The sequence below is a fragment of the Arthrobacter sp. B2a2-09 genome, from assembly GCF_027587375.1.
Classification (GTDB): domain Bacteria; phylum Actinomycetota; class Actinomycetes; order Actinomycetales; family Micrococcaceae; genus Arthrobacter.
This window is the reverse complement of the sequence record NZ_JAMXIC010000018.1, coordinates 1-24,132: the sequence shown is the minus strand read 5'-3', so window position 1 is coordinate 24,132 and position 24,132 is coordinate 1. Positions and strand designations below refer to the sequence as shown.

Here is a 24,132-nt window from a genome sequence, read left to right as displayed (position 1 = left end):
ATGAAGCCCGCCCGGGGAGTCATGACTGCGGCGATACTGTGCATCTGCGGTTTTGTCACGCTCAATGTCGCGGCCCCCAAGATACTCGGCGACGCCACCGACGTCATCGCGGCCACCGTGTTCGGAGCGCAGTTCAACACCGGGCGCTTTGTCTCCCTGCTGCTCGTGGCCGCAGCCATGTATTGCGTCACGGCGCTGCTCAGCTGGGCACAGGGCCGCCTCAACGCCCTCGCCGTGCAGCGGCTCGCGCACGACCTCCGGGAAGCGGTGGAAGCGAAACTGCACCGGCTTCCCGTGGCCTACTACGACGGCCGCTCCCGGGGCGACGTCCTGAGCCGTGCCACGAACGACCTCGACAACGTGTCCCAGACGCTCAACCAGCTCCTTTCCCAGCTCTTGACCTCGACGTTGATGGTCATCGGTTCCCTCGGGATGATGCTGCTGCTTTCGCCCCTCCTCGCCGTCGTGTCCCTGTTGGCTGTTCCCGTATCGGCCTTGGCGTCGATTATTGTGACCCGACGCTCGCAGAAATACTTTGTCCGGCAGTGGGAAACCACGGGGGACGTGAACTCCCTCGTGGAGGAGACAGCTACCGGTCATGAGACCATCAAGCTTTTCAACGTCCAGCCTGCGATGGCGGTCCGCTTCGCTGCCCACAATGACGGCCTGTACGCCGCCAGTTCCAAGGCACAGTTCGCTTCGGGGTTGCTGGTACCCCTCATGGGTTTCGTCTCGAACGCCAGCTATGTGGGGGTTGCGATTGTTGGTGCCCTCCAGTTCCTCGCCGGGGCGATGACTATTGGCGGCATTCAAGCGTTCATCCAATTCAACCGGCTCTTCAGCCAGCCGCTGGGCCAGATCGGCGGAATGGCCCAGGTCCTGCAATCGTGCGCAGTTTCCGCCAGCAGGGTCTTCGAGCTATTGGACGCCGCTGAATTAACAGGGGAACCGGCGGAACCGGGTGTCGGTGCGCGCGCTGACGCCGGTTCAAGCTTTGATGCACGGTTTGATGCCCCTTCGGGGCGGGTTGCCTTTGAACGCATATCCTTCAGCTACCGGCCGGATGCCCCACTGATCGAGGACCTGTCCTTCCATGTGGAACCGGGACAAACGGTGGCCATTGTCGGGCACACCGGCGCGGGGAAGACCACGCTGGTCAGCCTCCTCATGCGTTTCCACGAACTCGGCTCCGGAAGGATCACCATCGACGGCGTGGACATCGCCGGAATGGGACGTGATCCACTCCGCCGGAATTTCGGCGTCGTTCTCCAGGACCCGTGGATTTTCACGGGCACCATAAGGGAGAACATTGAATATGGACTTCCGGGCGCCAGCGACGCGGAGATCGTCGCCGCAGCCGAGGCAAGCCATGTTGACCACTTTGTCCGCTCACTGCCCAACGGGTACTCAACCATGCTCAGCAACGGAGGGGAACCCCTCAGCCAGGGCCAGAGGCAATTGCTGAGCATCGCGCGCGCACGTCTCTCGGGCCGCCCCATCCTGATCCTGGACGAGGCCACAAGTTCGGTGGATACCCGCACGGAAGTCCTCATCCGCCAAGCGATGCACAGGCTGCGGAGCAACAAGACCTCATTCGTCATTGCGCACCGCTTGTCCACTATCCGCGACGCTGATCTAATTCTCGTCATGGACCACGGACGGATCGTTGAACACGGCACCCATCATTCGCTGTTGGAGCTTGGCGGGCATTACGCCCGCTTGCACGAAGCACAGTTTGCCGCCGGAGGTGGCGAGCTCGCCGCGATGCCGGTGAGGTCCGCCAAGCATCGCGCCAGCCAGGGGGAGAGGGAAGCCTCATGAGCCCGCTCGAGTTTCCCGGTTCGTGGCGTCCCAACCAGTCCAGCACCGTCGCCCTGTATGAACAGCTTCGGCTCCGCATCATCGAGTTGGCCGACGGCGGCACCCTGGCTGTCGGTACCAAACTTCCCGCGGTGCGCAGCCTGGCCGGCCAGTTGGATGTCGCCCCCCACACGGTGGCCCGTGCCTACAAGGAACTTGAAGCTGCGGGAGTAGTCGCAACCCGTGGCCGTAACGGAACAGTAGTGTGCGCCCGGGATGACCGCTGGAGCGCATTGGCAGCCGTGGCTGCGAGCTACTCGGCGGCGGCCAAAGCGCAGGGTGCCAGTTTCGCGCAGGCTGTGCAGCTTCTGGCCGCCGCCTATGACGCCGATTGATACCCGTCGGTAGGCTGTGGGAAGCCACATGGAAATTCGAAGAAGTTTTCGATTAGCATTAGTGGGTGCCTAAAGCCGTAGCTGAAGTTCCCGCCGTCGAATCCTTCGCAAGTGTTTCCGCGCAGCAAGCTGCGTCGCCCGTAAGACATGACCTGTCCCGGCTCGTGGTCAAGGGAGCGCGAGAACACAACCTCCGCAACGTCGATCTCGACCTGCCCCGGGACGCGATGATCGTTTTCACGGGCTTGTCAGGTTCAGGTAAGTCGTCCTTGGCCTTCGACACCATCTTCGCCGAGGGCCAGCGCCGGTACGTGGAGTCATTGTCGGCCTATGCCCGCCAGTTCCTGGGCCAAGTGGACAAACCGGACGTGGATTTCATCGAGGGCCTTTCCCCGGCGGTCTCCATCGACCAGAAGTCCACGAGCAAGAATCCGCGTTCCACCGTGGGCACCATCACCGAGATCTACGACTACATGCGCCTTCTCTGGGCACGTGTCGGCCGGCCGCATTGCCCGGTGTGCCACGAGCCGATCACGCGCCAGACGCCGCAGCAGATCGTCGACCAGTTGCTGGAGCTCGAATCCGGCACGCGCTTCCAGATCCTTGCCCCTGTGGTCCGCGGACGCAAGGGCGAATTCGTCGAGCTCTTCAAAGAGCTCACTGCCAAGGGATACTCACGCGCCCGGGTGGACGGAGACCTTGTCCAGCTGAGCGATCCGCCCAAGCTCGGCAAGCAATTCAAGCACTCCATTGAAGTGGTCGTGGACCGGCTGGTGGTCAAGGAAGGGATCAGCCAACGGCTGACCGACTCGATCGAAACCGCGCTCGGACTTGCGGAAGGCCGGGTGCTGGTCGAGTTCGTGGATCTCGACGCCGAAGACCCCGCACGGATCCGGGCCTTCTCCGAAAACCTTGCCTGCCCCAATGAGCACCCGCTTGCCATTGACGAAATCGAGCCACGCTCCTTCTCCTTCAACAACCCCTTCGGCGCATGTGCGGCCTGCAGCGGTATCGGTACCAAGCTCGAAGTCGATGAAGAATTGGTGGTCCCCAACCCGGAACTTTCCTTGAACCAGGGAGCCATAGCGCCTTGGTCGCTGGGTACTGCCACCACGGAGTACTGGAACCGGCTCCTGGAGGGCCTTGCCTTGGAACTCGACTTCTCCATGGATACCGCCTGGGAAAAGCTGTCGCAGGAAGTACGGCAGACCGTGCTGTTTGGCAAGGACCACAAGGTCGTCGTGCAGTACCGCAACAGGTTCGGCCGGGAGCGCAAGTACAGCACTGGGTTCGAGGGCGCTATCCAGTACGTTCACCGCAAGCACGGTGAAACGGACTCGGATTGGGCGCGCGACCGCTACGAAGAGTACATGCGGCAGATTCCTTGCCCTGAATGCAATGGCGCCCGGCTTAATCCGGCATCGCTTTCCGTGCTGATCAACGGCAAGTCGATCGCTGAAGTAGCGGCCCTCCCGATGCGGGACTGCGCCGACTTCCTCGGCGGCCTCACGCTCACTGACCGCGAGGCCCAGATTGCCCACCAGGTTCTCAAGGAGATCCAGGCGCGCCTGACATTCCTCCTGGACGTCGGACTCGAATACCTGAATCTCGAACGGCCGTCCGGGACGCTGTCCGGCGGTGAAGCCCAGCGCATCCGGCTGGCCACGCAGATCGGCTCCGGCTTGGTGGGTGTCCTGTATGTCCTGGACGAGCCGTCCATCGGGCTACACCAAAAAGACAACCGCCGCCTCATCGAAACGCTCACCAGGCTTCGCGACCTGGGCAATACGCTGATCGTGGTCGAACACGACGAAGACACCATTCACGAAGCCGATTGGGTGGTGGACATCGGACCCGGCGCCGGTGAGCACGGTGGCCAGGTGGTGCATTCCGGTTCCTACAAGGAGCTCCTGGAGAACAGGAACTCGCTGACCGGCGACTACCTGTCCGGGCGACGCAAGATCGACATCCCGGCCAAGCGGCGCAAGTATGACAAGAAGCGCGAGCTCAAGGTCATCGGAGCGCGCGAAAACAACCTGAACAACGTTGACGCCACCTTCCCGCTGGGCCTCTTCACGGCAGTCACGGGCGTCAGTGGTTCAGGGAAGTCCACCCTGGTGAACGAGATCCTTTATAAGGTTCTTGCCAACAAGCTCAACGGTGCCAAGCAGGTTGCCGGCCGGCATCGTTCCGTGGCAGGCCTTGAGCACCTCGACAAGGTGGTCCACGTGGACCAGAGCCCTATCGGCCGGACTCCACGTTCCAACCCGGCCACGTACACCGGCGTCTTCGACAACATCCGGAAGCTTTTCGCGGAAACCACCGAAGCCAAGGTCCGCGGATATCAACCAGGACGCTTCTCCTTCAACGTCAAGGGCGGCCGCTGCGAGGCGTGCTCCGGCGACGGCACCCTGAAGATCGAGATGAACTTCCTGCCGGACGTCTATGTCCCCTGCGAGGTGTGCCATGGAGCCCGTTACAACCGGGAGACCCTGGAGGTTCATTACAAGGGCAAGACCATCGCGGACGTCCTCAACATGCCCATCGAGGAGGGTGCCGAGTTCTTTGCCGCTTTCAGCCCCATCGCCCGGCATTTGAACACCCTCGTCGACGTCGGCCTCGGCTACGTCCGGCTCGGGCAGCCCGCCACCACGCTTTCCGGTGGCGAGGCGCAGCGCGTGAAGCTGGCCTCGGAACTGCAGAAGCGTTCGAATGGTCGGAGCGTGTACGTCCTGGACGAGCCCACCACGGGCCTCCATTTCGAGGACATCCGCAAGTTGCTCATGGTGCTGCAGGGTTTGGTGGACAAGGGCAACACGGTCATCACCATTGAACACAACCTTGACGTCATCAAATCCGCAGACTGGATTGTGGACCTTGGCCCCAATGGCGGTTCAGGCGGTGGGCGCATCGTGGCAACGGGCACGCCCGAACAGGTAGCCAAGTCCACGGAAAGCCATACCGCCTCGTTCCTGGCGGAGATTCTCGGCTAGTCATGCGGCAACGGCCGGGGAATATTTCGGTGGCGGCCGAAGTATTCGCCGGCCGGCATGTGAGTTTCAGGCATGCCTCAACTCGTGAGAAACTAACCCGGTGACTCAAACAATGGTGCCCGTAATCTTTGATCTGGACGGCACCCTTGTCGATCCTGCAGGTGGCATAACCGGCGGCATCGCCGCGGCCCTGGACAAAATGGGCCTCCGTGTCCCGGAACAAGCCGTGCTGGACTCCATGGTTGGACCCAAGCTCAGCGATTCCCTGGAGCATATTGCCGGAGTTCCCGCAGGAAAAGTCGACGAAGTCATTGGGCTTTACCGCAGCCACTACCGTTCTGTGGGAATCGGCCAAAGCCGGCTTTACCCCGGCATCCGTGAGCTCCTCGAGTTCTTCGCGGAGTCGCGGCGGCCGGTGGCAGTGGCCACGCAGAAACCCCAAGGCCTGGCTCACATCGTGTTGGAGCACCACGGCATTTCCGATTTCTTTGCCTCCATTTGCGGCGCCTCGGACGACGAATCAATGGCGGCCAATACAGCTCCGGGCAAAGTGGCAATCGTTGGTGCTGCGCTGGCGACGTTGCATTCCCAGCCTGCGGTGATGGTCGGGGACCGCCACCAGGATGTTGCCGGTGCCATGGCCAACGGACTTGACTGCATCGGGGTCAGTTGGGGATTTGCGCCCGACGGCGAACTTCAAGAGGCAGGCGCCGTCGCCGTCGTGGACACCACGGCGCAGCTGCTGAAGAAGATCGAAGAACTTGACGCGGTCCGCGCGGCGGCCCTGAGCGAGGTGCAGAACGATGGAAGCCTTTGATGTCATCCGCTGGACCACGCGCGGACTAATTTCCAGCAGCTGCCGGCCCACGGTCATCGGGCTGGAGAACGTGCCCAAGGAAGGGCCCTTCATTGTGGCCCCAAACCATTTGTCTTTTCTGGACAGCGTGATTGTCCAGGCCTTGATGCCCCGTCCGGTGGGCTTCTTTGCAAAAGCCGAGTACTTCACCACCAAGGGCTTCAAAGGCCGCGCGATGAAGGCTTTCTTCCAGGCTGTTGGATCCATTCCGGTGGAACGCGGAGAGCAAGCGGCCAGTGTGCAGGCCCTCAAGACCCTCCTGGACATCCTGGAGAACGGCAGGGGCATCGGCATCTATCCGGAGGGGACCCGCTCCCGCGACGGCCTGCTCTACCGCGGGCGTACCGGTGTCGGCTGGCTTGCCCTGACCACGGGGGCGCCCGTGGTGCCGGTTGGCCTTATCGGCACCGACAAGTTGCAGCCTGTGGATCGCAACACTGTCCGTCCGCAGCACTTCATCATGAAGGTGGGCGAGCCGCTCTACTTCGAGAAGACAGGCCCGGACCATTCCCTGCCTGCCCGGCGCGAAGTGACGGACAAGATCATGGATGCCATTGCGGTATTGAGCGGCCAGGAACGTTCCACGAGCTACAACCAGAGCAAATCCGCGGAGTAGCTTCGGTGGGCTGGCCGGTCAGAACGGGTGAGCGCAATTGGCACGCGCACTTGGTGCGTGCCAGGGGAGTGCGATTCCCTTACTAGACTGGATCTGTGGCAGATCCAGCGAGTTATCGACCCCAGACGGGAGAAATCCCCACCACCCCCGGTGTCTATCGGTTCCGGGATCCGCACGGCCGCGTCATCTACGTCGGCAAGGCGAAGAACCTCCGTTCCCGGCTGAACTCGTACTTCGCCAACCCTGCGGGCTTGCTGCCGAAGACGCATGCGATGGTGCACGCGGCCAGCAGCGTCGAGTGGACCATGGTGGGCAGCGAGCTTGAGTCCCTTCAGCTCGAATACACCTGGATCAAGGAATTCAAGCCCCGCTTCAACGTCGTCTTCCGCGATGACAAGACCTATCCGTACCTTGCCGTGAGCATGGCGGAGAAGCTCCCCCGGGTCCAGGTCATGCGCGGGGAGCGCCGCAAGGGAACCCGCTATTTCGGACCGTACACGGCCGGGGCCATCCGCGAAACCATGGACACCTTGCTGCGGGTCTTTCCGGTCCGTAGCTGCAGTCCCGGAGTGCTGAAGCGCGCCCAGGCCAGTGGCCGGCCATGCTTGCTTGGCTACATCGATAAATGCTCGGCCCCGTGTGTGGGCCGTGTCACCGCCGAGGAGCACCGGGCCATTGCTGAAGACTTCTGCTCATTCATGGGTGGCGAAGCGAAACGCTTCATCACCCGCCTCGAAAAGGACATGGGCGCCGCCGTCGCCGAGCTGGACTACGAACGGGCAGCGCGGCTCCGGGACGACATCATCGCCCTCCGCAAAGTGTTCGAGCGCAACGCCGTGGTGCTTTCCGAAGACACCGACGCGGATGTCTTCGCCTTGCACGACGACGACCTCGAGGCTTCCGTGCAGGTATTCCACGTCAGGGGTGGCCGGGTGCGCGGCCAGCGGGGCTGGGTCGTGGAAAAAGTCGAAGACGCCACCACTCCGGAGCTCATCGAGCACTTGCTGCAGCAGGTCTACGGCGAGGACAGCGACAACCAGGGCAGGATTCCGCGCGAAGTCCTCGTGCCGGAGATTCCGAGCAACCATCACGAACTGCTTGAATGGCTCGGTGGCCTCCGGGGCGCCAAAGTGGATATCCGGGTGCCGCAGCGCGGTGACAAGGCTGCCCTCATGTCCACGGTCCGCGACAACGCCGAGCAGGCGCTGAAGCTCCACAAAGTCCGGCGGGCCGGCGATATTACCGTCCGCTCCCAGGCGCTCCAAGAACTGCAAGAGGCGCTCGAGCTTCCCGTGCCGCTGCTCCGGATCGAGTGCTACGACATTTCCCACGTGCAGGGCACCAACGTGGTTGCGTCCATGGTGGTGGTGGAGGACGGCCTCCCTAAGAAGGCCGACTACAGGAAGTTCTCCATCACCGGCGCGGCCGCAAGCGACGACACAGCTGCGATGCACGACGTCCTTACCAGGCGCTTCAGGCACTATCTGCAGGATAAATCCGCCCAGCTTCCCAAGAGCGGGGAAGTTCCGAACCCCGGCGGCGGGGAGCCACCGTCGTCGTCGGATGATGCTGCCCTCACGGGAGCGAAGGCGAGATTCGCCTATCCGCCCAACCTCGTCGTCGTCGACGGCGGGCAGCCCCAGGTGAATGCGGCCGCCCGGGCACTCGCGGAACTGGGGATCGACGACGTCTACGTCGTGGGTCTGGCCAAGCGGCTCGAAGAAGTCTGGTTGCCGGACAGCGACTTCCCGGTGATTCTGCCCCGCACCTCGCAGGGACTCTACTTGCTCCAGCGCATCCGCGACGAAGCCCACCGTTTCGCCATCACCTTCCACCGGCAGAAGCGTGGAAAGGCCATGACGGTGTCCGCACTCGACGGCGTTCCGGGCCTCGGCGAAGCAAAACGGAAGTCGCTCGTGGCGCATTTCGGCTCCCTCAAGAAAATCAAGGCCGCAACGGCACTTGAGCTCACAGCCGCGAAGGGGATCGGCCCGGCATTGGCGGAAGCCGTCGTCAGCCATCTGGCGGTGGCCGGCGCCTCGGGAGAAGCCGCTCCCGCCGTGAACATGACCACCGGCGAAATCCTTGAAATTTAGCTAGGGTAATAAGCGGACGCCTCCTGAAGGTGGTCCGCCTGTGGGCCATCCCAGAAACCTGGACCGTCCCGGAAACTTTGGACCATCTCAGAACGGGGAAACTTGATGTCAGAGTCAACAGCAGGATCCGGCGCGGAGCAGGACGGCCTCATACCCGTCAAGCCTGTCGAAGCGGAGCTGCTGGTGGTGACTGGCATGTCCGGAGCAGGCCGCAGCACCGCCTCTGACGCCCTGGAAGACCACGGCTGGTACGTCGTCGAAAACCTCCCGCCGCAGATGCTGGGGACGCTTGCGGAAATCGTCTCGCACGCGCCCCAGTCCATCCCCAAGCTTGCCGTCGTCGTGGACGTGCGCAGCAAAGGCCTGTTCACCGATATCAGGACGGCCCTCGGCGCCCTCAGCGCCAGCGGAATCACCTTTCGCCTCCTCTTCCTCGATGCCAGCGACAACGTCCTGGTGCGGCGCTTTGAGCAAGGCCGCCGCCCGCATCCGCTCCAGGGTGGTGGCCGGATCCTGGACGGCATCGCGGCGGAACGCGACGTCCTGAAGGAACTCCGGGAATCGGCCGACGTAGTCCTGGACACGAGTACGTACAACGTCCACGGCCTCGCGACGGCCATCACCGAACTTTTCACCGAGACAGGCCCAGTGGCGTTGCGCTTGAACGTCATGAGCTTCGGCTTCAAATATGGCCTGCCCGTGGACGCCAACTTCGTGGCGGATGCACGCTTCATTCCCAACCCGCACTGGGTTCCGAAATTGCGTCCGCACACGGGACTCGACGCCGATGTCAGCGACTATGTGCTGGGGGCCGCGGGCGTGAAGGACTTCGTTGACCGCTACGTCCTTGCCTTGGAGCCCGTCCTCGACGGCTATCGGACGGAAAACAAGCACTACGCCACCATCGCTGTCGGATGCACAGGCGGCAAGCACCGTTCAGTCGCGGTCGCCGTCGAACTTTCCAAACGGCTGGCGCAATATCCCCGGGTCACTGTCACCACGAGCCACCGCGATCTGGGTCGCGAGTAATGGGGGTCCTGACCGGACCCCTGCCGCTGGTTCCACCGAAGGGCACCCCTGGCAGCCAGCCTGCCAAGGGCCCCTCGGTTGTGGCGCTCGGCGGCGGACACGGGCTTTCGGCATCACTGTCGGCGTTGCGGCTGCTGACCTCCGAGCTCACCGCGATTGTCACGGTTGCCGACGACGGCGGATCCTCCGGGCGGCTGCGCGAAGAGTACGGCGTCCTTCCGCCCGGCGATCTTCGAATGGCGCTGAGCGCCCTTTGTGATGACACCGATTGGGGGCGCACCTGGCGGGACGTCATGCAGCACCGCTTCAAGACTCCGAGCGGCCGCCAAGGTTCCTTGGACGACCATGCCATGGGGAACCTGCTCATTGTTACCCTCTGGGAGCTTCTGGGCGACGCCGTGGCGGGACTGAAATGGGCAGGCGCCCTTTTGGGTGCCCGCGGCCAGGTCCTGCCGATGTCCACGCAGCCGCTGAACATCGAGGGCGACGTCCGGGTGCCCTTGCCCGGGGGCGGGTATGAGTTCCAGGCCGTCAAAGGCCAGGCCAAGTGCGCCGTTGCCGGATCCCTCGAAAACGTCAGGCTCCTTCCGGAAGACGCGCGCGCTTGCATCGAAGCGCTGACGGCCATCGAGCTTGCCGACTGGATCATTCTGGGTCCCGGCTCCTGGTACACGTCCGTGTTGCCGCATTTGCTGCTGCCCGAAATGCGCCAAGCCTTGTGCGACACTCCCGCCAAACGCTGCCTCACCATGAACCTCGCCATGGATACGAAGGAAACCTCCGGGATGTCCGCTGCGGACCATCTGGATGCCTTACGCCACTATGCGCCGGAGTTCAGTGTGGACGTTGTCCTGGCCGATCCCTCCTCGATATCGGACCTCAAGGAATTCGAACGCGCTGCCGGGATGATCGGTGCAGAGGTGGTCTTGGGTAAAGTGGGGGCGTCGAGCCGCCGTCCAGTCCATGACCCGCTGCGTCTGGCATCGGCGTATCACGATATCTTCGGGAATAGTTAGGAACATGCGATGGCACTGACCGCATCGGTCAAGGAAGAACTTTCCCGGCTGGACATCAAGAAGTCGTCCGTCCGCAAGGCCGAAGTCTCGGCCATGCTGCGTTTTGCCGGCGGACTGCACATCATTTCGGGCCGGATCGTGATCGAGGCCGAGGTTGACCTCGCCTCGACGGCGCGGCGGCTGCGCGCCGCGATCGCCGAAGTCTACGGGCACCAGAGCGAGATCATCGTCGTCTCGGGCGGGGGACTCCGGCGCGGTAGCCGCTATGTTGTCCGTGTAGTGCGCGACGGCGAAGCCCTGGCCCGCCAGACCGGCCTCCTGGACGGCCGGGGACGGCCTGTACGAGGCTTGCCGTCCGCCGTCGTCAACGGTTCGGCGTCAGACGCGGAGGCCGTGTGGCGCGGCGCGTTCCTGGCCCACGGTTCACTCACTGAACCTGGCCGGTCCTCTTCGCTCGAGGTCACGTGTCCCGGACCGGAATCCGCGCTTGCGTTGGTTGGGGCAGCCCGTCGCCTCGGCATCCAGGCCAAAGCGCGGGAAGTGCGCGGCGTGGATCGGGTCGTCATCCGTGACGGCGACACCATCGCCGCTTTGCTCATCCGGATGGGCGCCCATGACGCCCTCATGGTGTGGGAGGAACGCCGCATGCGGAAGGAAGTCCGCGCCACGGCAAACCGCCTCGCGAACTTCGACGACGCCAACCTGCGCCGCTCGGCCCAGGCTGCCGTAGCGGCCGGCGCCCGCGTGGACAGGGCCTTGGAAATCCTGGGCGACGACGTTCCGGACCACCTCAAGTACGCCGGTGAGCTCCGGGTGGCCCACAAGCAGGCCAGCCTGGATGAATTGGGCAGGCTTGCTGATCCGCCCATGACCAAGGACGCCATTGCGGGGAGGATCCGCCGGCTTCTGGCCATGGCGGACAAACGGGCCGGGGACCTGGGGATCCCGGGCACTGAGGCAAATGTGACCCCCGAAATGATGGACGAATAAAACACCCGCCCTAGAATCGTCAGGGTGCGGAGGAATGCCCAGGGGTTCCTTCCCATAGGTTTCCGGCCGGTTCGCCGGCCGGATGAACAAAACGAGAGTTACCAACCGGACCCCGGTCCACTACATTGGAGGATTTCGTGACAGAGTACGTACTGCCCGAGCTCGGCTACGACTACGCAGCACTTGAGCCGCACATTTCGGCGAAGATCATGGAGCTGCACCACAGCAAGCACCACGCTGCCTATGTAGCAGGCGCCAACAACGCTTTGGCCCAGTTGGCCGAGGCTCGCGACAAGGGCGACTTCGCCAACATCAACCGCCTCTCCAAGGACCTCGCGTTCCACACCGGCGGCCACATCAACCACTCCGTGTTCTGGAACAACATCTCCCCGGACGGCGGCGACAAGCCCGAAGGCGAGCTCGCTGCAGCCATTGACGATGCCTTCGGCTCCTTCGATGCATTCCGTGCCCAGTTCTCGGCGGCTGCGCTCGGCCTGCAGGGATCCGGCTGGGGCTTCCTCGCCTACGAGCCCATCGGTGGCAACCTCCTCATCGAGCAGCTCTACGACCAGCAGGGCAACGTCGCAGTCGGCACCACGCCCCTGCTCATGCTGGACATGTGGGAGCACGCCTTCTACCTGGACTACGTCAACGTCAAGGCTGACTATGTCAAGGCTTTCTGGAACATCGTCAACTGGGCCGACGTCGCGAAGCGCTTCGAAGCGGCTCGCGCGAACGCCACCGGGCTGATTGTTCTCTAGGAAAATTCCTGCTACATCGGTGCGTGACGCGGAATACATGAGGATGTAACAAACTTCACATTCAGGTGAATTTCGCCCAAATACCGGATTGTCTGCCCCCGCAGTTGCGGGGGCAGACGTAGTTAAACGTAAGATGGGTCACGGAAGGCGGTTAGCCTTCAGCAATGTGGCTGGTCGCCCTCCGATCTGATAATCACTTCTGCCCAATGATGTGCGGGAATTGTTAGTTGGAATCAAGATCCGACTCACTAGGTGTGCTTGCAAGAGCACCAAGGAGACTGAAATAGTGACCACCCGTATTGGTATCAACGGCTTTGGCCGCATCGGCCGCAACTACTTCCGCGCAGCACTCGCCCAGGGTGCAGACCTCGAAATTGTTGCGGTCAACGACCTCACGAGTCCCGAGGCGCTTGCCCACCTTTTGAAGTACGACTCCGTCGGCGGTCGCCTGACCCAGTCCGTTGAAGTCAAGGAGGGAAACCTCATTGTTGACGGCAACATCATCAAGGTCCTTGCAGAGCGCGATCCTGCGAACCTCCCCTGGGGCGAGCTGGGCGTTGACATCGTCATCGAGTCCACCGGCTTCTTCACCAAGGCTGCCGCCGCACAGAAGCACATCGATGCCGGTGCCAAGAAGGTCCTGATCTCCGCTCCTGCTTCGGACGAAGACATCACCATCGTCATGGGCGTCAACCACGAGCTCTACGACCCCGCCGCGCACCACATCATTTCCAACGCTTCCTGCACCACCAACTGCCTGGGCCCGCTGGCCAAGGTCGTCAACGACGCCTTCGGCATCGAGCGCGGCCTCATGACCACGGTGCACGCCTACACGGCAGACCAGAACCTGCAGGACGGCCCCCACAGTGACCTTCGCCGTGCCCGCGCCGCTGCCATCAACATGGTCCCCACCTCCACGGGTGCTGCCAAGGCAATCGGACTCGTCCTTCCGGAGCTGAAGGGCAAGCTCGACGGCTACGCCATCCGCGTTCCGGTCCCGACGGGTTCCGCCACGGACCTGACCGTCACGGTTTCCCGCGAAGTGACCGTTGAGGAAGTCAACGCAGCGCTCAAGGCCGCTTCCGAGACCGAGCAGTTCAAGGGCATCCTGAGCTACACGGCAGATCCGATCGTCTCTTCGGACATCGTCGGCGATCCCTCTTCTTCGATCTTCGACTCCGGCCTCACCAAGGTCATCGGCAACCAGGTCAAGGTTGTTTCCTGGTATGACAACGAATGGGGCTACTCCAACCGCCTCGTTGACCTCACGGAGCTCGTCGCATCCAAGCTGGGCTAGGGTAGACACATGACATCTCACACCCTCAACGAACTGATCGCTGAAGGTGTCCGCGGGCGGTACATTCTTGTCAGAAGTGACCTGAATGTGCCGCTCGACGGCTCTACAGTGACCGACGACGGCCGCATCAAGGCCTCCCTCCCGGTCATCGAAAAGCTCTCGGACGCCGGTGCCCGCGTGCTCGTCACGGCCCACCTGGGACGCCCCAAGGGTTCTCCCGAGGCCAAGTATTCGCTCAAGCCCGCAGTAGCGCGGCTTGCGGAGCTCGCGCCATTCAAGGTCCAGCTCGCGGAAGACACCGTTGGTGAATCCGCCAAGGAGCTGGCCGGATCCCTGGGCGACGGAGACGTCCTGGTCCTGGAGAACGTCCGCTTCGACGCCCGCGAAACCAGCAAGGACGACGCCGAGCGCGGCGCCTTCGCCGATGAACTCGTGGCGCTGACCGGTGACAACGGTGCCTTCGTGGATGACGCCTTCGGTGCCGTCCACCGCAAGCACGCCAGCGTTTACGACGTCGCCACCCGGATTCCTTCCTACCAGGGGGACCTCGTGCACACCGAGGTCGAGGTCCTGCGCAAACTCACCACGGATACCCAGCGCCCGTACGTCGTGGTTCTCGGGGGCTCCAAGGTCTCGGACAAGCTCGCGGTGATCGACAATCTCCTGGGCAAGGCAGACACCATCCTCGTGGGTGGCGGCATGCTCTTTACGTTCCTCGCAGCGGCCGGCCACAAGGTCGCGGGCAGCTTGCTTGAAGCCGACCAGATCCCCGTGGTCCAGGACTACCTCAAGCGCGCTTCCGACGCCGGTACCACCTTCGTCATCCCCACCGACGTGGTGGTCGCCAGCCGCTTCGCCGCTGACGCTGAACACGAAGTGGTCGCCGCGGACGCAATCGAGGACAGCTCGTTCGGTGCCTCCGGCATTGGCCTGGACATCGGACCGGTATCCGCAGCGGCCTTCGCAGAGCAGATCAAGGCCGCCAAGACCGTGTTCTGGAACGGCCCCATGGGCGTCTTTGAATTCGAAGCCTTCTCGGGCGGCACCCGTGCCATCGCCCAGGCTTTGACTGAGACACCGGCATTCACCGTGGTGGGCGGCGGCGACTCCGCCGCAGCCGTCCGGACCCTCGGCTTTGAGGACTCCCAGTTCGGCCACATTTCCACCGGCGGCGGCGCCAGCCTGGAATACCTTGAAGGCAAGGATCTTCCGGGCCTGAGCGTTCTGGACCGCTAAGGCTACACGGCCGGCGGGGCGCCCTTCCTGGAAGGCAAGCGCCCCGCCGGCTTCCCTATCTCAACGCATCTTTGGAGCACACGTGACAACTTCTGCGAACGGAAACTTCATCCGCAAGCCCTTCATCGCCGGCAACTGGAAGATGAACATGGACCACGTCCAAGGCATCACCCTGCTGCAGAAGCTGGCATGGACCCTATCCGACGCAAAGCACGACTACAGCCGGGTGGAGGTTTCGGTCTTCCCGCCGTTTACCGACCTGCGCGGTGTGCAAACCCTCGTTCAGGGCGACGAGTTGGACGTCGTCTACGGCGGACAGGACCTTTCGCAGTTCGACTCCGGAGCGTACACCGGTGATGTCTCCGGCCAGTTCCTCAACAAGCTCGGTTGCGCCTATGTCCTGGTGGGCCACAGCGAACGCCGGACCATCCACAACGAGGACGACCAGGTCCTCAACGCGAAGGTCAAGGCCGCTTTCCGCCATGAGGTCACGCCGGTCCTGTGTGTCGGCGAAGGCCTTGAGATCCGCCAGGCCGGCACCCACGTGGAGCACACGCTGGCCCAGCTGCGCGCCGGCGTCGAAGGCCTCTCGGCAGAGCAAGCAAGCGAACTGGTTGTCGCATACGAGCCTGTCTGGGCCATTGGGACGGGCGAAGTCGCGGGTCCCGAAGACGCGCAGGAGATGTGCGCCGCGATCCGTTCGGAGCTCGCTTCCTTGTTCGACGATGCTGTGGCTGCCAAGACGCGCCTCCTCTACGGCGGTTCGGTAAAGGCCAACAACGCGGCAGCGATCATGGCCGAGAGCGACGTGGACGGCCTGCTGGTGGGTGGGGCGAGCCTGGACCCTGCCGAGTTTGCTAACATTGTCAGGTTCGAGAGCCACCTCAGCGCGGCTTAGTCCGTTTTAGGTTCCGCTCCCGTTTTCCGTTCTTCTGAAAGGCCGTCGTGGACGTTCTTCAAGTCATTCTGCAGATCCTGCTGGGCATTACCAGCCTTCTGCTGACGCTGCTCATCCTCCTCCACAAGGGGCGTGGCGGCGGGTTGTCCGATATGTTTGGCGGTGGCATGAGCTCGGGATTGAGTTCTTCCGGTGTCGCAGAGCGAAACCTCAACCGCTTCACCATTGTCTTGGGCTGCACTTGGGGCGTCGTGATCATTGGCCTTGGCCTCATCATGCGCTTCACCACGGGCGGAGACTCCTAGTACTGCCGCCGTCGGGATCCTCGCACTAGACTAGGCAGCATGGCCTTCACCGCCATGCAGCCGAACTCTCAAGGGGATCGACGATGGTTCATGGTACTTCAGGATTCCGGGGCACACGGGCCGGCGTAACAGCTGGATCGGCCCCGAGAAACCAACCCGACTCTGTAGTTGGCGAAAGCTTGCCGCGTATTCGTGTTCCCTATTGGTGCGCCAAGGGACATGAAACGCGGCTTGTTTTCGTTAAGCTCCCGGAAGAGCAAATTCCGCTTCGCTGGGACTGCCCGAAATGTGGCCTGATTGCTGTCCGCGAACAGGGCGAGGCCACCATGGAACGGGCGGATGAAGAGGTCTTCAAGAGCCACCTGGACTACGTTAAAGAAAGACGCTCCAGCCAGGACGCGGAGATTGTCCTGGCCGGAGCGCTTAAGCGGCTACGCGCCCGCGGGGTCCTTACGGATGAGCTGCTGGGGGACACGTGAGGCTGCGTTTTCATCGATGAGCCATAGGGTCCTCGACCGGCCAATAGGACCGGAGGCGGGAACCTGGACCGGGTTGGCCCCGGCGAGGGCCAGTCCCACGGCCCCGGCTTTGTCCTCGCCTGCCACAACCATCCAGATTTCCTGGGCGGAGTTGATGGCGGGCAAAGTCAGCGAAATCCTCGACGGCGGTGGCTTGGGGGAGTTCTCGACCCCCACCACCGTACGGTCCTGCACACGGATGCCGGCCTGCTCGGGGAAAAGCGAGGCGATGTGCGCATCTGGACCCACACCGAGCAGCAGGATGTCGAAACGAGGCAACTCGCTGGCCTCCTCCGGACGATTGTCCGAAGTATCCGCCGCGTGCTCGGCAACAGCTGCAGCCTTGAGCCGGGCTGCATAGTCCGCCGCGGCGTCGTCCGCCGTGGCGAACTCGTCCGTTGAACCCGGTTCGTGCACGCGGGCCAAGTCCACCGGCAAGCTGGAAAGCAGTGCCTCACGCGCTTGTACGGTGTTGCGGTCCGTGCTGTCCTTGGCGACGAAACGCTCGTCACCCCACCAGAAGTTCACCCGGGACCAGTCAACAGCGGGCGCCGCGGGTGAGTCGGCAACAGCTTTCAGGGTGCCGATACCCACGGTTCCGCCGGTGAGGACCACAGTGGCTTCGCCGTGCTTGTCCTGCACGTCCACCAGCTTGGTGATGAGCCGTGCTGCGATCGCGGCCATAAGGACGGCGGAGTCGGGATGGATGCTTACTCTGGGGTCAGCGCTCACTGGGACGGTCACTCCTTGCTATTGGTTCGGGGCAGTCCCATAGTAATCACTTCTCCGAAGACATCGTCCGGATCAAGGCGGCGCAGTTCTTCGGCGAGGCAGTCCCGCAGGCTGCGGCGCGGCAGGGAGATCCGCTGGGCGGGCTGGCCCGGCTGGGTCAGTTCCGCGATGGTGAGGCCTGGACGGACCAGTTGGACGTCGCCGGTGGCGCGGCTCAGCCGTACCCGGCGGATGCCGGTTCCTGCCGGGTCGGCGACGATCTGGACCGGAGCATCGAGGAACAGCGTGAGCCAGGCGGCCAGCAGCAGGGTACTGGGAGAGTCCGACGCGCCCTCGACGGCGATTGCCGTCACGGGGGATTCGTCGACCTGGTCCAGGGCTGCCGCGAGCTGGAGGCGCCAGTTGGTCAGGCGTGTCCAGGCGAGGTCGGTGTCGCCTGCCCGGTAGGTTTTCCGGATCCGGGCCAGGGCTGCCGCGGGGTCGGCCTCGTTGGCGGAGTCCGTGATGCGGCGGTGCGCGATGCGTCCGATGGAGGTCTCGCAGGCGTTCTCTGGTGCTCCGTGCGGCCACCAGGCCACGATCGGGGCGTCCGGCAGGAGCAGGGCCGCGACGAGGGATTCGTTTTCCTTGGCGAGCTCACCGTAGCCGCGCAGGACAATGACCTCTGATGCTCCGGCGTCCCCGCCGACCCGGATCTGGGCGTCGAGGCGGTTCGGCGCCTTGCTGCCGGCGTCCGCGAGCACGATGATGCGGCAGGGGTGTTCGCGGCTGGCCTCGTTGGCTGCCTCGATGGCTTCTTCCTCGAGACCCGACTTCGTGACGACCACGAGGGTCAGGACGCGTCCCAGGGCGATCACGCCTCCCTGCTCGCGCAGGGAGGTGATCTTCTTGGAGATCTTGGAGGTGGTGGTGTCGGGAAGATCTACGATCATGGCCTTCTCCAGGTTCGTCCGTCGCGGGCAAGCAGCTCGTCGGCCGAGGCCGGGCCCCAGCTGCCGGGAGCATAGGGTTCGGGCTGTTCATCGAGCCCGGCCCAGTATTCTTCGAAGGGATCCAGGATCTTCCAGGACTCCTCGACTTCCTGGTGCCGGGGGAAGAGCGGGGGTTCGCCCAGCAGCACGTCCAGGATGAGGCGTTCGTACGCTTCCGGGCTGGACTCGGTGAAGGAGTGCCCGTAGCCGAAGTCCATGGTGACGTCGCGGACTTCCATCTGCGTGCCGGGAACCTTGGACCCGAAGCGGATGGTGGCGCCTTCGTCGGGCTGGACCCGGATGACCACGGCGTTCTGGCCGAAGTCGTCCTCGCCGTGACCGCGGAAGAGCAGGTTGGGCGCCCGCTTGAACACCACGGCGATCTCCGTGACGCGCCGGCCCAGGCGCTTTCCGGCCCGCAGGTAGAACGGCGCCCCGGCCCAGCGCCGGGTGTGGATGTCCAGGCGGATGGCCGCATAGGTTTCGGTCTTGGAATCGGCCGGAATGCCCTCTTCCTCCAGGTAGCCCTGCACCAGTTCCCCGCCCTGCCAGCCGCCGGCGAACTGGCCGCGGGCCGAGTGGGTGGAGAGGTCCTCGGGCAGTTTGACCGCTGCCAGGACCTTTTCCTTCTCGGCACGCAAGTCATCGGCGTTGAAGGAGATGGGCTCCTCCATGGCGGTCAGGGCCAGCAGCTGCAGGAGGTGGTTCTGGATGACATCGCGTGCCGCGCCGACGCCGTCGTAATAGCCTGCACGGCCGCCGGTGCCGATGTCCTCGGCCATGGTGATCTGGACGTGGTCAACGTAGTTGGCGTTCCAGAGCGGTTCGAACAGCTGGTTGGCGAAGCGCAGGGCCAGGATGTTCTGCACCGTCTCCTTGCCCAGGTAGTGGTCGATGCGGAAGACCGCGTCCGGCGGGAAGACGGACTCCACGATGTCGTTGAGCTTGCGCGCGGACTCAAGATCGTGTCCGAACGGCTTTTCGATGACCACCCGACGCCACTGGCCGTCGCCGGCCTGCGCCAGCCCGTGCTTGGACAGCTGGCGGCAGACCTGCTCGAAGGCCTTGGGCGGAATCGAGAGGTAGAAGCCGTGATTGCCGCGCGTGCCGCGGGTCTCGTCCAGTTCGTCAAGGGTGGCGCTGAGGCGCTTGAACGCCTGGTCGTCGTCGAACTCTCCCTGGACAAAGCGGATGCCCTCGGAGAGCTGGTTCCAGACGGCGTCGTCGAACGGCGTGCGAGAGTGCGCCTTGACGTTCTCCTTGACCTCGTTCGCGAAGTCCTCGTTGCTCCAGTCCCGCCGGCCGAAGCCGACGAGCGCGAAGCTCGGCGGCAACAGCCCGCGGTTGGCGAGGTCGTAGACCGCCGGCATGAGTTTCTTGCGGGCGAGGTCACCGGTGACTCCGAAGAACACCAATGACGACGGCCCTGCGATGCGGTTCAGGCGCCGGTCCCGAGGATCCCGGAGGGGATTACGGTGGATTGCCTTCCCGGTGGACCGGTAACCGATTTCAGTTTCTGGCATGTTTGGGTTTGTGCCTTAGCTTTCGAGCGCGCTGGCCTGGCCGGCCAATGCGGCGACGATGTCCTGGAGCTGGGCAACGCCGGCTCCGCGATCCGTGAGGTGCAGCCGCAGGACCGGACGGCCGTGGTTCTCGAGAACCTGGGCATCGCCGGCCGCCTGGGCCGTAATCAGTTGACCGAACGTGAACGGCCGTTCCGGGATGGCGATGTCGCCGGTCGCGGAGGCCGTAACCTGCAGGAACGAACCGATGGCCGGTCCGCCCTTGTGGAACTGTCCGGTGGAGTGCAGGAAGCGCGGACCCCAGCCAAAAGTGACCGGCCGGCCACTGACGCTGGCGAGTTCGTCGCGGATGCCTTCCAGCTGCGCGAATGCGATCCGGTCGAAATATGCCTGGACGCTCAGGTAACTGTCGTCGTCGAGCGTTCCCAAGAGGGCGCCGACGGCTTCCTCTGCAGTGGCTGCACCACGGAGCCAGTCACCGCCCCGTACTTCGATCGCGCCGTCGACGAAGTTCGCCGGCGTCGGCTCGGGACGCGCGTCCAGGAGGCCGCGCGCGGCAATCTTGGCCGCCTCGACGTCGGGCTGGTCAAAGGGGTTGATACCGAGCAGGCGCCCCGCGACCGATGTGGCGAACTCCCAGACGAACATCTGGGTGGCCAGGCCACCGGCGATGGCGGCTTCGTTTTCGCCGAGTTCGACGTCGGATTCCGCACCGACGAGGCGGATCACCAGGACGTCTTCCGCGCCGCTGCTGACCTCGGGTGCGGAAGGACCTGCAACAACCGGCAGAACGCCCGTGCCGAGCTTGCCGGTGGACTCGGCGATGAGCTGTTCGGCCCAATCGGCGAAGCCGACAATGCCGGAACCGTCTTCTACGATGACAATCTTGTTGCGCAGCGGGCTGGTTCCGCCAAGCGCAGCACCAAGCCGGAGCCCGATGTTTTCGGCTGAGTCCTCGTTGAGGATTTCAGCAGCTTCCTCGGCCTCATCCAGGAATGCCTGGATGTCGACTCCGGCGAGGCCACTGGGGACCAATCCGAACGCCGTCAGCGCCGAAAAGCGGCCGCCGACGTTCGGGTCGGCGTTGAAGACGGCACGGTAGCCGGCTTCACGGGAGGCCTTGTCCAGCGGGGAACCGGGATCGGTCACGATGACGATGCGGCTCTTGGCATCGATGCCGGCCTCGGTGAAGGCCCGTTCGAATACCCGTCGCTGGGAGTCGGTTTCCACAGTGGAACCCGACTTGGAAGAGACCACGATTGCGGTCTCGGCCAGGCGGTCCGCGAGGGCAGCACCGACCTGTTCGGGGTCTGTGCTGTCCAGCACGGTCAGCTCGACGCCAGCGGTGCCGGCAATGACCTCGGGGGCAAGCGAAGAGCCGCCCATGCCACACAGGACAATGCGGGAGACGCCTTCGGCCCGGAGGGCATCCCGGAGTTCCAGGATTCCTTCCACCAAGGGCTGGGAAACGGTTGCCGCTTCCACCCATCCGAGGCGGATGGCGGACTCGGATTCGGCATCCGGACCCCACAACGTGTGGTCCTTAGCGAAAATCCTGGTGGCAATCCGGTCTTCTACAAGTGCCGGGATGTGCTGCTCGATGGCCTGCTGCGCAGCACCGCTGGCGTCGTAGCTGAGAGTGCTCATGTGGGTTAGGAAGCCTTCCGTGCGGTGGCGAGGGCACCTTCGACGTCGGCCAGAAGTTCCTTCCAGCTGGCGACGAACTTGTCCAGGCCCTCGGATTCGAGGATTGCGACGACGTCGTTGTAGGAGATCCCCAGGCCCTCCAGCGCGTTGAGGACGCTGTTTGCTTCCTCGTAGGTGCCGGAGACGGTGTCACCCGTGACCACGCCGTGGTCGAACGTGGCGTCGAGGGTCTTTTCCGGCATGGTGTTGACGACGCCCGCGGCGACCAGTTCGGTCACGTAGAGGGTGTCCGGGTAGTCCGGGTCCTTGACGCCGGTGGAGGCCCACAGCGGGCGCTGGGGGAGTGCGCCGGCTTCGGCCAGGACTGCCCAGCGCTCGGTGGAGAACAGCTCTTCGTAGACCTGGTACGCCAGGCGGGCGTTGGCAACGCCTGCCTTGCCCTTGAGGGCCTTCGCTTCATCGGTGCCCAAGGCGTTGAGGCGCTTGTCGATCTCGGAGTCCACGCGGGAGACGAAGAAGGATGCCACGGAGTGGATCTTGGAGAGGTCGTGGCCGTTTTCCTTGGCCAGCTCCAGGCCGGACTGGAAAGCGTTGATGACGGCGCGGTAGCGCTCCAGGGAGAAGATCAGGGTCACGTTGACGCTGATGCCCTCGGCCAGGGTGGCCGTGATGGCGGCGAGGCCTTCAAGGGTTGCCGGGATCTTGATGTGGACGTTGTCCTTGTTGACCTTCTTGTACAGGTGCTTGGCCTCGGCGATGGTGCCTTCGGTGTCCCACGCCAGGCGGGGGTCCACCTCGATGGAGACGCGGCCGTCCACGCCCTTGCTCGCTGCTGCGACCGGGGCGAAGAGGTCGCAGGCATCGGCGACGTCGGTGGTGGTGATCTCGAAGACGGTCTCTTCGACGGACGCGCCCTTCGCGGCCTCTTCGGCAATCACGGCGTCGTAGTCGCTGCCGGCGGTGATGGCGGCGTGGAAGATGGACGGGTTGGTGGTGACACCAACGACGTTCTTCTCTTCGATGAGCTTCTGCAGGCTGCCGCTGGAAAGGCGCTCCCGGGAAAGATCGTCAAGCCAGATGGACACGCCGGCGTCGGAGAGCTGCTGGGTGGGAGTCGTAGTCATTTCTTTAATCTCCTTGGAAATCTGTTCGTTGCAGTCGGATTCGTCTCGGACGGGTTTTCAGCTGCTGAGACCCGCGAGGGAGTCCTTGGCGGCGGCGGCGACTGCTTCTGCCGTGATGCCGAACTCCTTGAAGAGGCGCTTGTAGTCTGCCGAGGCGCCGAAGTGCTCGAGGCTGATGGAACGGCCGGCGTCGCCGACGAATTCCTTCCAGCCCAGTGCCAGGCCGGCTTCGACGGACACGCGGGCCTTCACGGCTGCGGGGAGCACGGACTCGCGGTACGCGGAGTCCTGCTTGTTGAACCACTCGACGCACGGCATGGAGACGACGCGGGTGGCGATGCCTTCGGCCTGGAGTGCCTCGCGGGCGTTCACGGCGAGCTGGACCTCTGAACCGGTGCCGATCAGGATGACCGAGGCCGGGACCGTGGCGCCATCCTTCGAAGCCTCTGCCAGGACGTAGCCGCCCTTCGCGACGCCGGCGGTGGAGCCGAAGGTGTCACCCTCGGCAATGCCCTCGCCGCGTGCGTAGGTCGGGATGTTCTGGCGGGTCAGCACGATGCCGGCCGGGTTCTCGTGGTTCTCCAGCATGGTCTTCCATGCTGCGGCGACCTCGTTGGCGTCGCCGGGACGGACCACGTCGAGGCCCGGGATCGCGCGAAGGGTGGAGAGCTGTTCCACCGGCTGGTGGGTGGGGCCGTCCTCGCCCAGGCCGATGGAGTCGTGGGTCCATACGTACAGCGACGGGACACCCATGAGGGCGCCGAGGCGGATCGCGGGACGCTGGTAGTCGCTGAAGATCAGGAACGTACCGGAGAATGCCCGGGTCCGGCCGTGCAGGCTGATGCCGTTCACGATCGACGCGGCGGCGTGCTCACGGATGCCGAAGTGCAGCACCCGGCCGTACGGGTTGCCCTTCCACGCACCGGTGGAGCGGGAAGCCGGGATGAACGACGGCGAACCCTCGATGGTGGTGTTGTTGGACTCGGCGAGGTCGGCGGAGCCGCCCCAGAGTTCCGGAAGGACCGGGCCGATCGCGTTCAGGACCTTGCCGGACGCGGCGCGGGTGGAGACTTCCTTGCCTGCTTCGAACACCGGCAGCGCGGCGTCGAGCTCGACAGGAAGCTTCTTGGCCTCTATGCGCTCGAGCAGTGCAGCGCCTTCGGGGTTGGCGGTCTGCCAGGCCTCGAAGGATGCTTGCCATTCGCTGCGCTCGGCTGCGCCGCGTTCGACGACGGCACGGGCGTGTGCCAGGACGTCCTCGTCAACCTGGAAGGAACGCTCCGGGTCGAAGCCCAGGACTTCCTTCAGGGCTGCGACTTCCTCGGCGCC

At 64.0% G+C, this 24,132-nt stretch carries 21 protein-coding genes; 15 read left to right on the top strand and 6 right to left on the bottom strand.

The window, feature by feature from the left end; genetic code table 11:
* From NFJ07_RS17560 to NFJ07_RS17490, 15 genes are all read left to right on the top strand, one after another.
* Positions 1-1,821, top strand: coding sequence for an ABC transporter ATP-binding protein (locus NFJ07_RS17560; RefSeq protein ID WP_442865367.1), 1,821 nt, complete (start codon positions 1-3; stop codon positions 1,819-1,821).
* Complete coding sequence (locus NFJ07_RS17555; protein WP_269996192.1) at positions 1,818-2,195, top strand: GntR family transcriptional regulator; 378 nt, start codon at positions 1,818-1,820, stop codon at positions 2,193-2,195. The genes NFJ07_RS17560 and NFJ07_RS17555 overlap by 4 nt, the downstream gene beginning before the upstream one ends.
* A 65-nt stretch (positions 2,196-2,260) precedes the next feature.
* On the top strand, positions 2,261-5,188 hold the full coding sequence (gene uvrA, locus NFJ07_RS17550; RefSeq protein ID WP_269996191.1) for an excinuclease ABC subunit UvrA: 2,928 nt from the start codon (positions 2,261-2,263) through the stop codon (positions 5,186-5,188).
* A gap of 100 nt (positions 5,189-5,288) precedes the next feature.
* Positions 5,289-6,005, top strand: coding sequence for an HAD hydrolase-like protein (locus NFJ07_RS17545; protein WP_269996190.1), 717 nt, complete (start codon positions 5,289-5,291; stop codon positions 6,003-6,005).
* A complete protein-coding gene (locus NFJ07_RS17540) occupies positions 5,992-6,660 on the top strand; it encodes a lysophospholipid acyltransferase family protein (RefSeq protein ID WP_269996189.1) in 669 nt (222 codons plus the stop codon). Before NFJ07_RS17545 ends, NFJ07_RS17540 begins: the two co-directional genes overlap by 14 nt.
* Before the next feature lie 95 nt (positions 6,661-6,755).
* Entirely contained in the window at positions 6,756-8,756 is a 2,001-nt protein-coding gene (gene uvrC / locus NFJ07_RS17535) for an excinuclease ABC subunit UvrC (protein WP_269996188.1), read from the top strand.
* A 105-nt stretch (positions 8,757-8,861) separates the two neighbouring features.
* Positions 8,862-9,785, top strand: a complete 924-nt coding sequence (gene rapZ / locus NFJ07_RS17530) for an RNase adapter RapZ (RefSeq protein WP_269996187.1) — start codon at positions 8,862-8,864, stop codon at positions 9,783-9,785.
* Positions 9,785-10,801, top strand: a complete 1,017-nt coding sequence (locus NFJ07_RS17525; RefSeq protein ID WP_269996186.1) for a gluconeogenesis factor YvcK family protein — start codon at positions 9,785-9,787, stop codon at positions 10,799-10,801. Before rapZ ends, NFJ07_RS17525 begins: the two co-directional genes overlap by 1 nt.
* Before the next feature lie 9 nt (positions 10,802-10,810).
* Complete coding sequence (gene whiA / locus NFJ07_RS17520) at positions 10,811-11,791, top strand: DNA-binding protein WhiA (RefSeq protein ID WP_269996185.1); 981 nt, start codon at positions 10,811-10,813, stop codon at positions 11,789-11,791.
* A gap of 137 nt (positions 11,792-11,928) precedes the next feature.
* Positions 11,929-12,552: a superoxide dismutase gene (locus NFJ07_RS17515; RefSeq protein WP_059389282.1), complete on the top strand. Its 624-nt coding sequence runs from the start codon at positions 11,929-11,931 to the stop codon at positions 12,550-12,552.
* Positions 12,553-12,838: 286 nt separating this feature from the next.
* The gene (gap, locus tag NFJ07_RS17510) at positions 12,839-13,849 is read left to right on the top strand and encodes a type I glyceraldehyde-3-phosphate dehydrogenase (protein WP_269996183.1); all 1,011 of its coding nucleotides are present in this window, start codon (positions 12,839-12,841) and stop codon (positions 13,847-13,849) included.
* Positions 13,850-13,858: 9 nt separating this feature from the next.
* Positions 13,859-15,085: a phosphoglycerate kinase gene (locus tag NFJ07_RS17505; RefSeq protein WP_269996181.1), complete on the top strand. Its 1,227-nt coding sequence runs from the start codon at positions 13,859-13,861 to the stop codon at positions 15,083-15,085.
* Between the two features lie 82 nt (positions 15,086-15,167).
* Entirely contained in the window at positions 15,168-15,983 is an 816-nt protein-coding gene (tpiA, locus tag NFJ07_RS17500) for a triose-phosphate isomerase (protein ID WP_269996179.1), read from the top strand.
* Between the two features lie 47 nt (positions 15,984-16,030).
* Complete coding sequence (gene secG / locus NFJ07_RS17495; protein ID WP_234749463.1) at positions 16,031-16,288, top strand: preprotein translocase subunit SecG; 258 nt, start codon at positions 16,031-16,033, stop codon at positions 16,286-16,288.
* Positions 16,289-16,371: 83 nt separating this feature from the next.
* Positions 16,372-16,767 carry an RNA polymerase-binding protein RbpA gene (locus NFJ07_RS17490; RefSeq protein ID WP_269996176.1) on the top strand — a complete coding sequence of 132 codons (396 nt, stop codon included), beginning with the start codon at positions 16,372-16,374 and terminating at the stop codon, positions 16,765-16,767.
* Here NFJ07_RS17490 and pgl read toward each other — a convergent pair.
* The 6 genes from pgl to NFJ07_RS17460 all read right to left on the bottom strand — a co-directional run.
* The gene (gene pgl, locus NFJ07_RS17485; protein ID WP_269996175.1) at positions 16,720-17,538 is read right to left on the bottom strand and encodes a 6-phosphogluconolactonase; all 819 of its coding nucleotides are present in this window, start codon (positions 17,536-17,538) and stop codon (positions 16,720-16,722) included. The two genes, NFJ07_RS17490 and pgl, sit on opposite strands and share 48 nt — an antisense overlap.
* A gap of 8 nt (positions 17,539-17,546) precedes the next feature.
* A complete protein-coding gene (locus NFJ07_RS17480) occupies positions 17,547-18,470 on the bottom strand; it encodes a glucose-6-phosphate dehydrogenase assembly protein OpcA (protein WP_269996174.1) in 924 nt (307 codons plus the stop codon).
* Positions 18,467-20,032 carry a glucose-6-phosphate dehydrogenase gene (gene zwf, locus NFJ07_RS17475; protein WP_269996173.1) on the bottom strand — a complete coding sequence of 522 codons (1,566 nt, stop codon included), beginning with the start codon at positions 20,030-20,032 and terminating at the stop codon, positions 18,467-18,469. The genes NFJ07_RS17480 and zwf overlap by 4 nt, the downstream gene beginning before the upstream one ends.
* 15 nt (positions 20,033-20,047) lie before the next feature.
* Positions 20,048-21,679, bottom strand: a complete 1,632-nt coding sequence (locus NFJ07_RS17470) for a glucose-6-phosphate isomerase (RefSeq protein ID WP_269996172.1) — start codon at positions 21,677-21,679, stop codon at positions 20,048-20,050.
* A gap of 5 nt (positions 21,680-21,684) precedes the next feature.
* Complete coding sequence (gene tal, locus NFJ07_RS17465) at positions 21,685-22,803, bottom strand: transaldolase (protein ID WP_269996170.1); 1,119 nt, start codon at positions 22,801-22,803, stop codon at positions 21,685-21,687.
* A 57-nt stretch (positions 22,804-22,860) separates the two neighbouring features.
* A partial coding sequence (locus tag NFJ07_RS17460; protein WP_333482068.1) for a transketolase-like TK C-terminal-containing protein occupies positions 22,861-24,132 on the bottom strand: 1,272 nt, incomplete at its 5' end.

What these genes read in the sequence shown, in the direction of transcription:
- NFJ07_RS17560 (WP_442865367.1), top strand. Translation starts at nt 1, where the DNA reads ATGAAGCCCGCCCGGGGAGTCATGACTGCGGCGATACTGTGCATCTGC.
- NFJ07_RS17555 (WP_269996192.1), top strand. Translation starts at nt 1,818, where the DNA reads ATGAGCCCGCTCGAGTTTCCCGGTTCGTGGCGTCCCAACCAGTCCAGC.
- NFJ07_RS17540 (WP_269996189.1), top strand. Translation starts at nt 5,992, where the DNA reads ATGGAAGCCTTTGATGTCATCCGCTGGACCACGCGCGGACTAATTTCC.
- rapZ (WP_269996187.1), top strand. Translation starts at nt 8,862, where the DNA reads ATGTCAGAGTCAACAGCAGGATCCGGCGCGGAGCAGGACGGCCTCATA.
- NFJ07_RS17525 (WP_269996186.1), top strand. Translation starts at nt 9,785, where the DNA reads ATGGGGGTCCTGACCGGACCCCTGCCGCTGGTTCCACCGAAGGGCACC.
- whiA (WP_269996185.1), top strand. Translation starts at nt 10,811, where the DNA reads ATGGCACTGACCGCATCGGTCAAGGAAGAACTTTCCCGGCTGGACATC.
- NFJ07_RS17505 (WP_269996181.1), top strand. Translation starts at nt 13,859, where the DNA reads ATGACATCTCACACCCTCAACGAACTGATCGCTGAAGGTGTCCGCGGG.
- NFJ07_RS17490 (WP_269996176.1), top strand. Translation starts at nt 16,372, where the DNA reads ATGGTTCATGGTACTTCAGGATTCCGGGGCACACGGGCCGGCGTAACA.
- NFJ07_RS17480 (WP_269996174.1), bottom strand. Translation starts at nt 18,470, where the DNA reads ATGATCGTAGATCTTCCCGACACCACCACCTCCAAGATCTCCAAGAAG.
- zwf (WP_269996173.1), bottom strand. Translation starts at nt 20,032, where the DNA reads ATGCCAGAAACTGAAATCGGTTACCGGTCCACCGGGAAGGCAATCCAC.
- NFJ07_RS17470 (WP_269996172.1), bottom strand. Translation starts at nt 21,679, where the DNA reads ATGAGCACTCTCAGCTACGACGCCAGCGGTGCTGCGCAGCAGGCCATC.
- tal (WP_269996170.1), bottom strand. Translation starts at nt 22,803, where the DNA reads ATGACTACGACTCCCACCCAGCAGCTCTCCGACGCCGGCGTGTCCATC.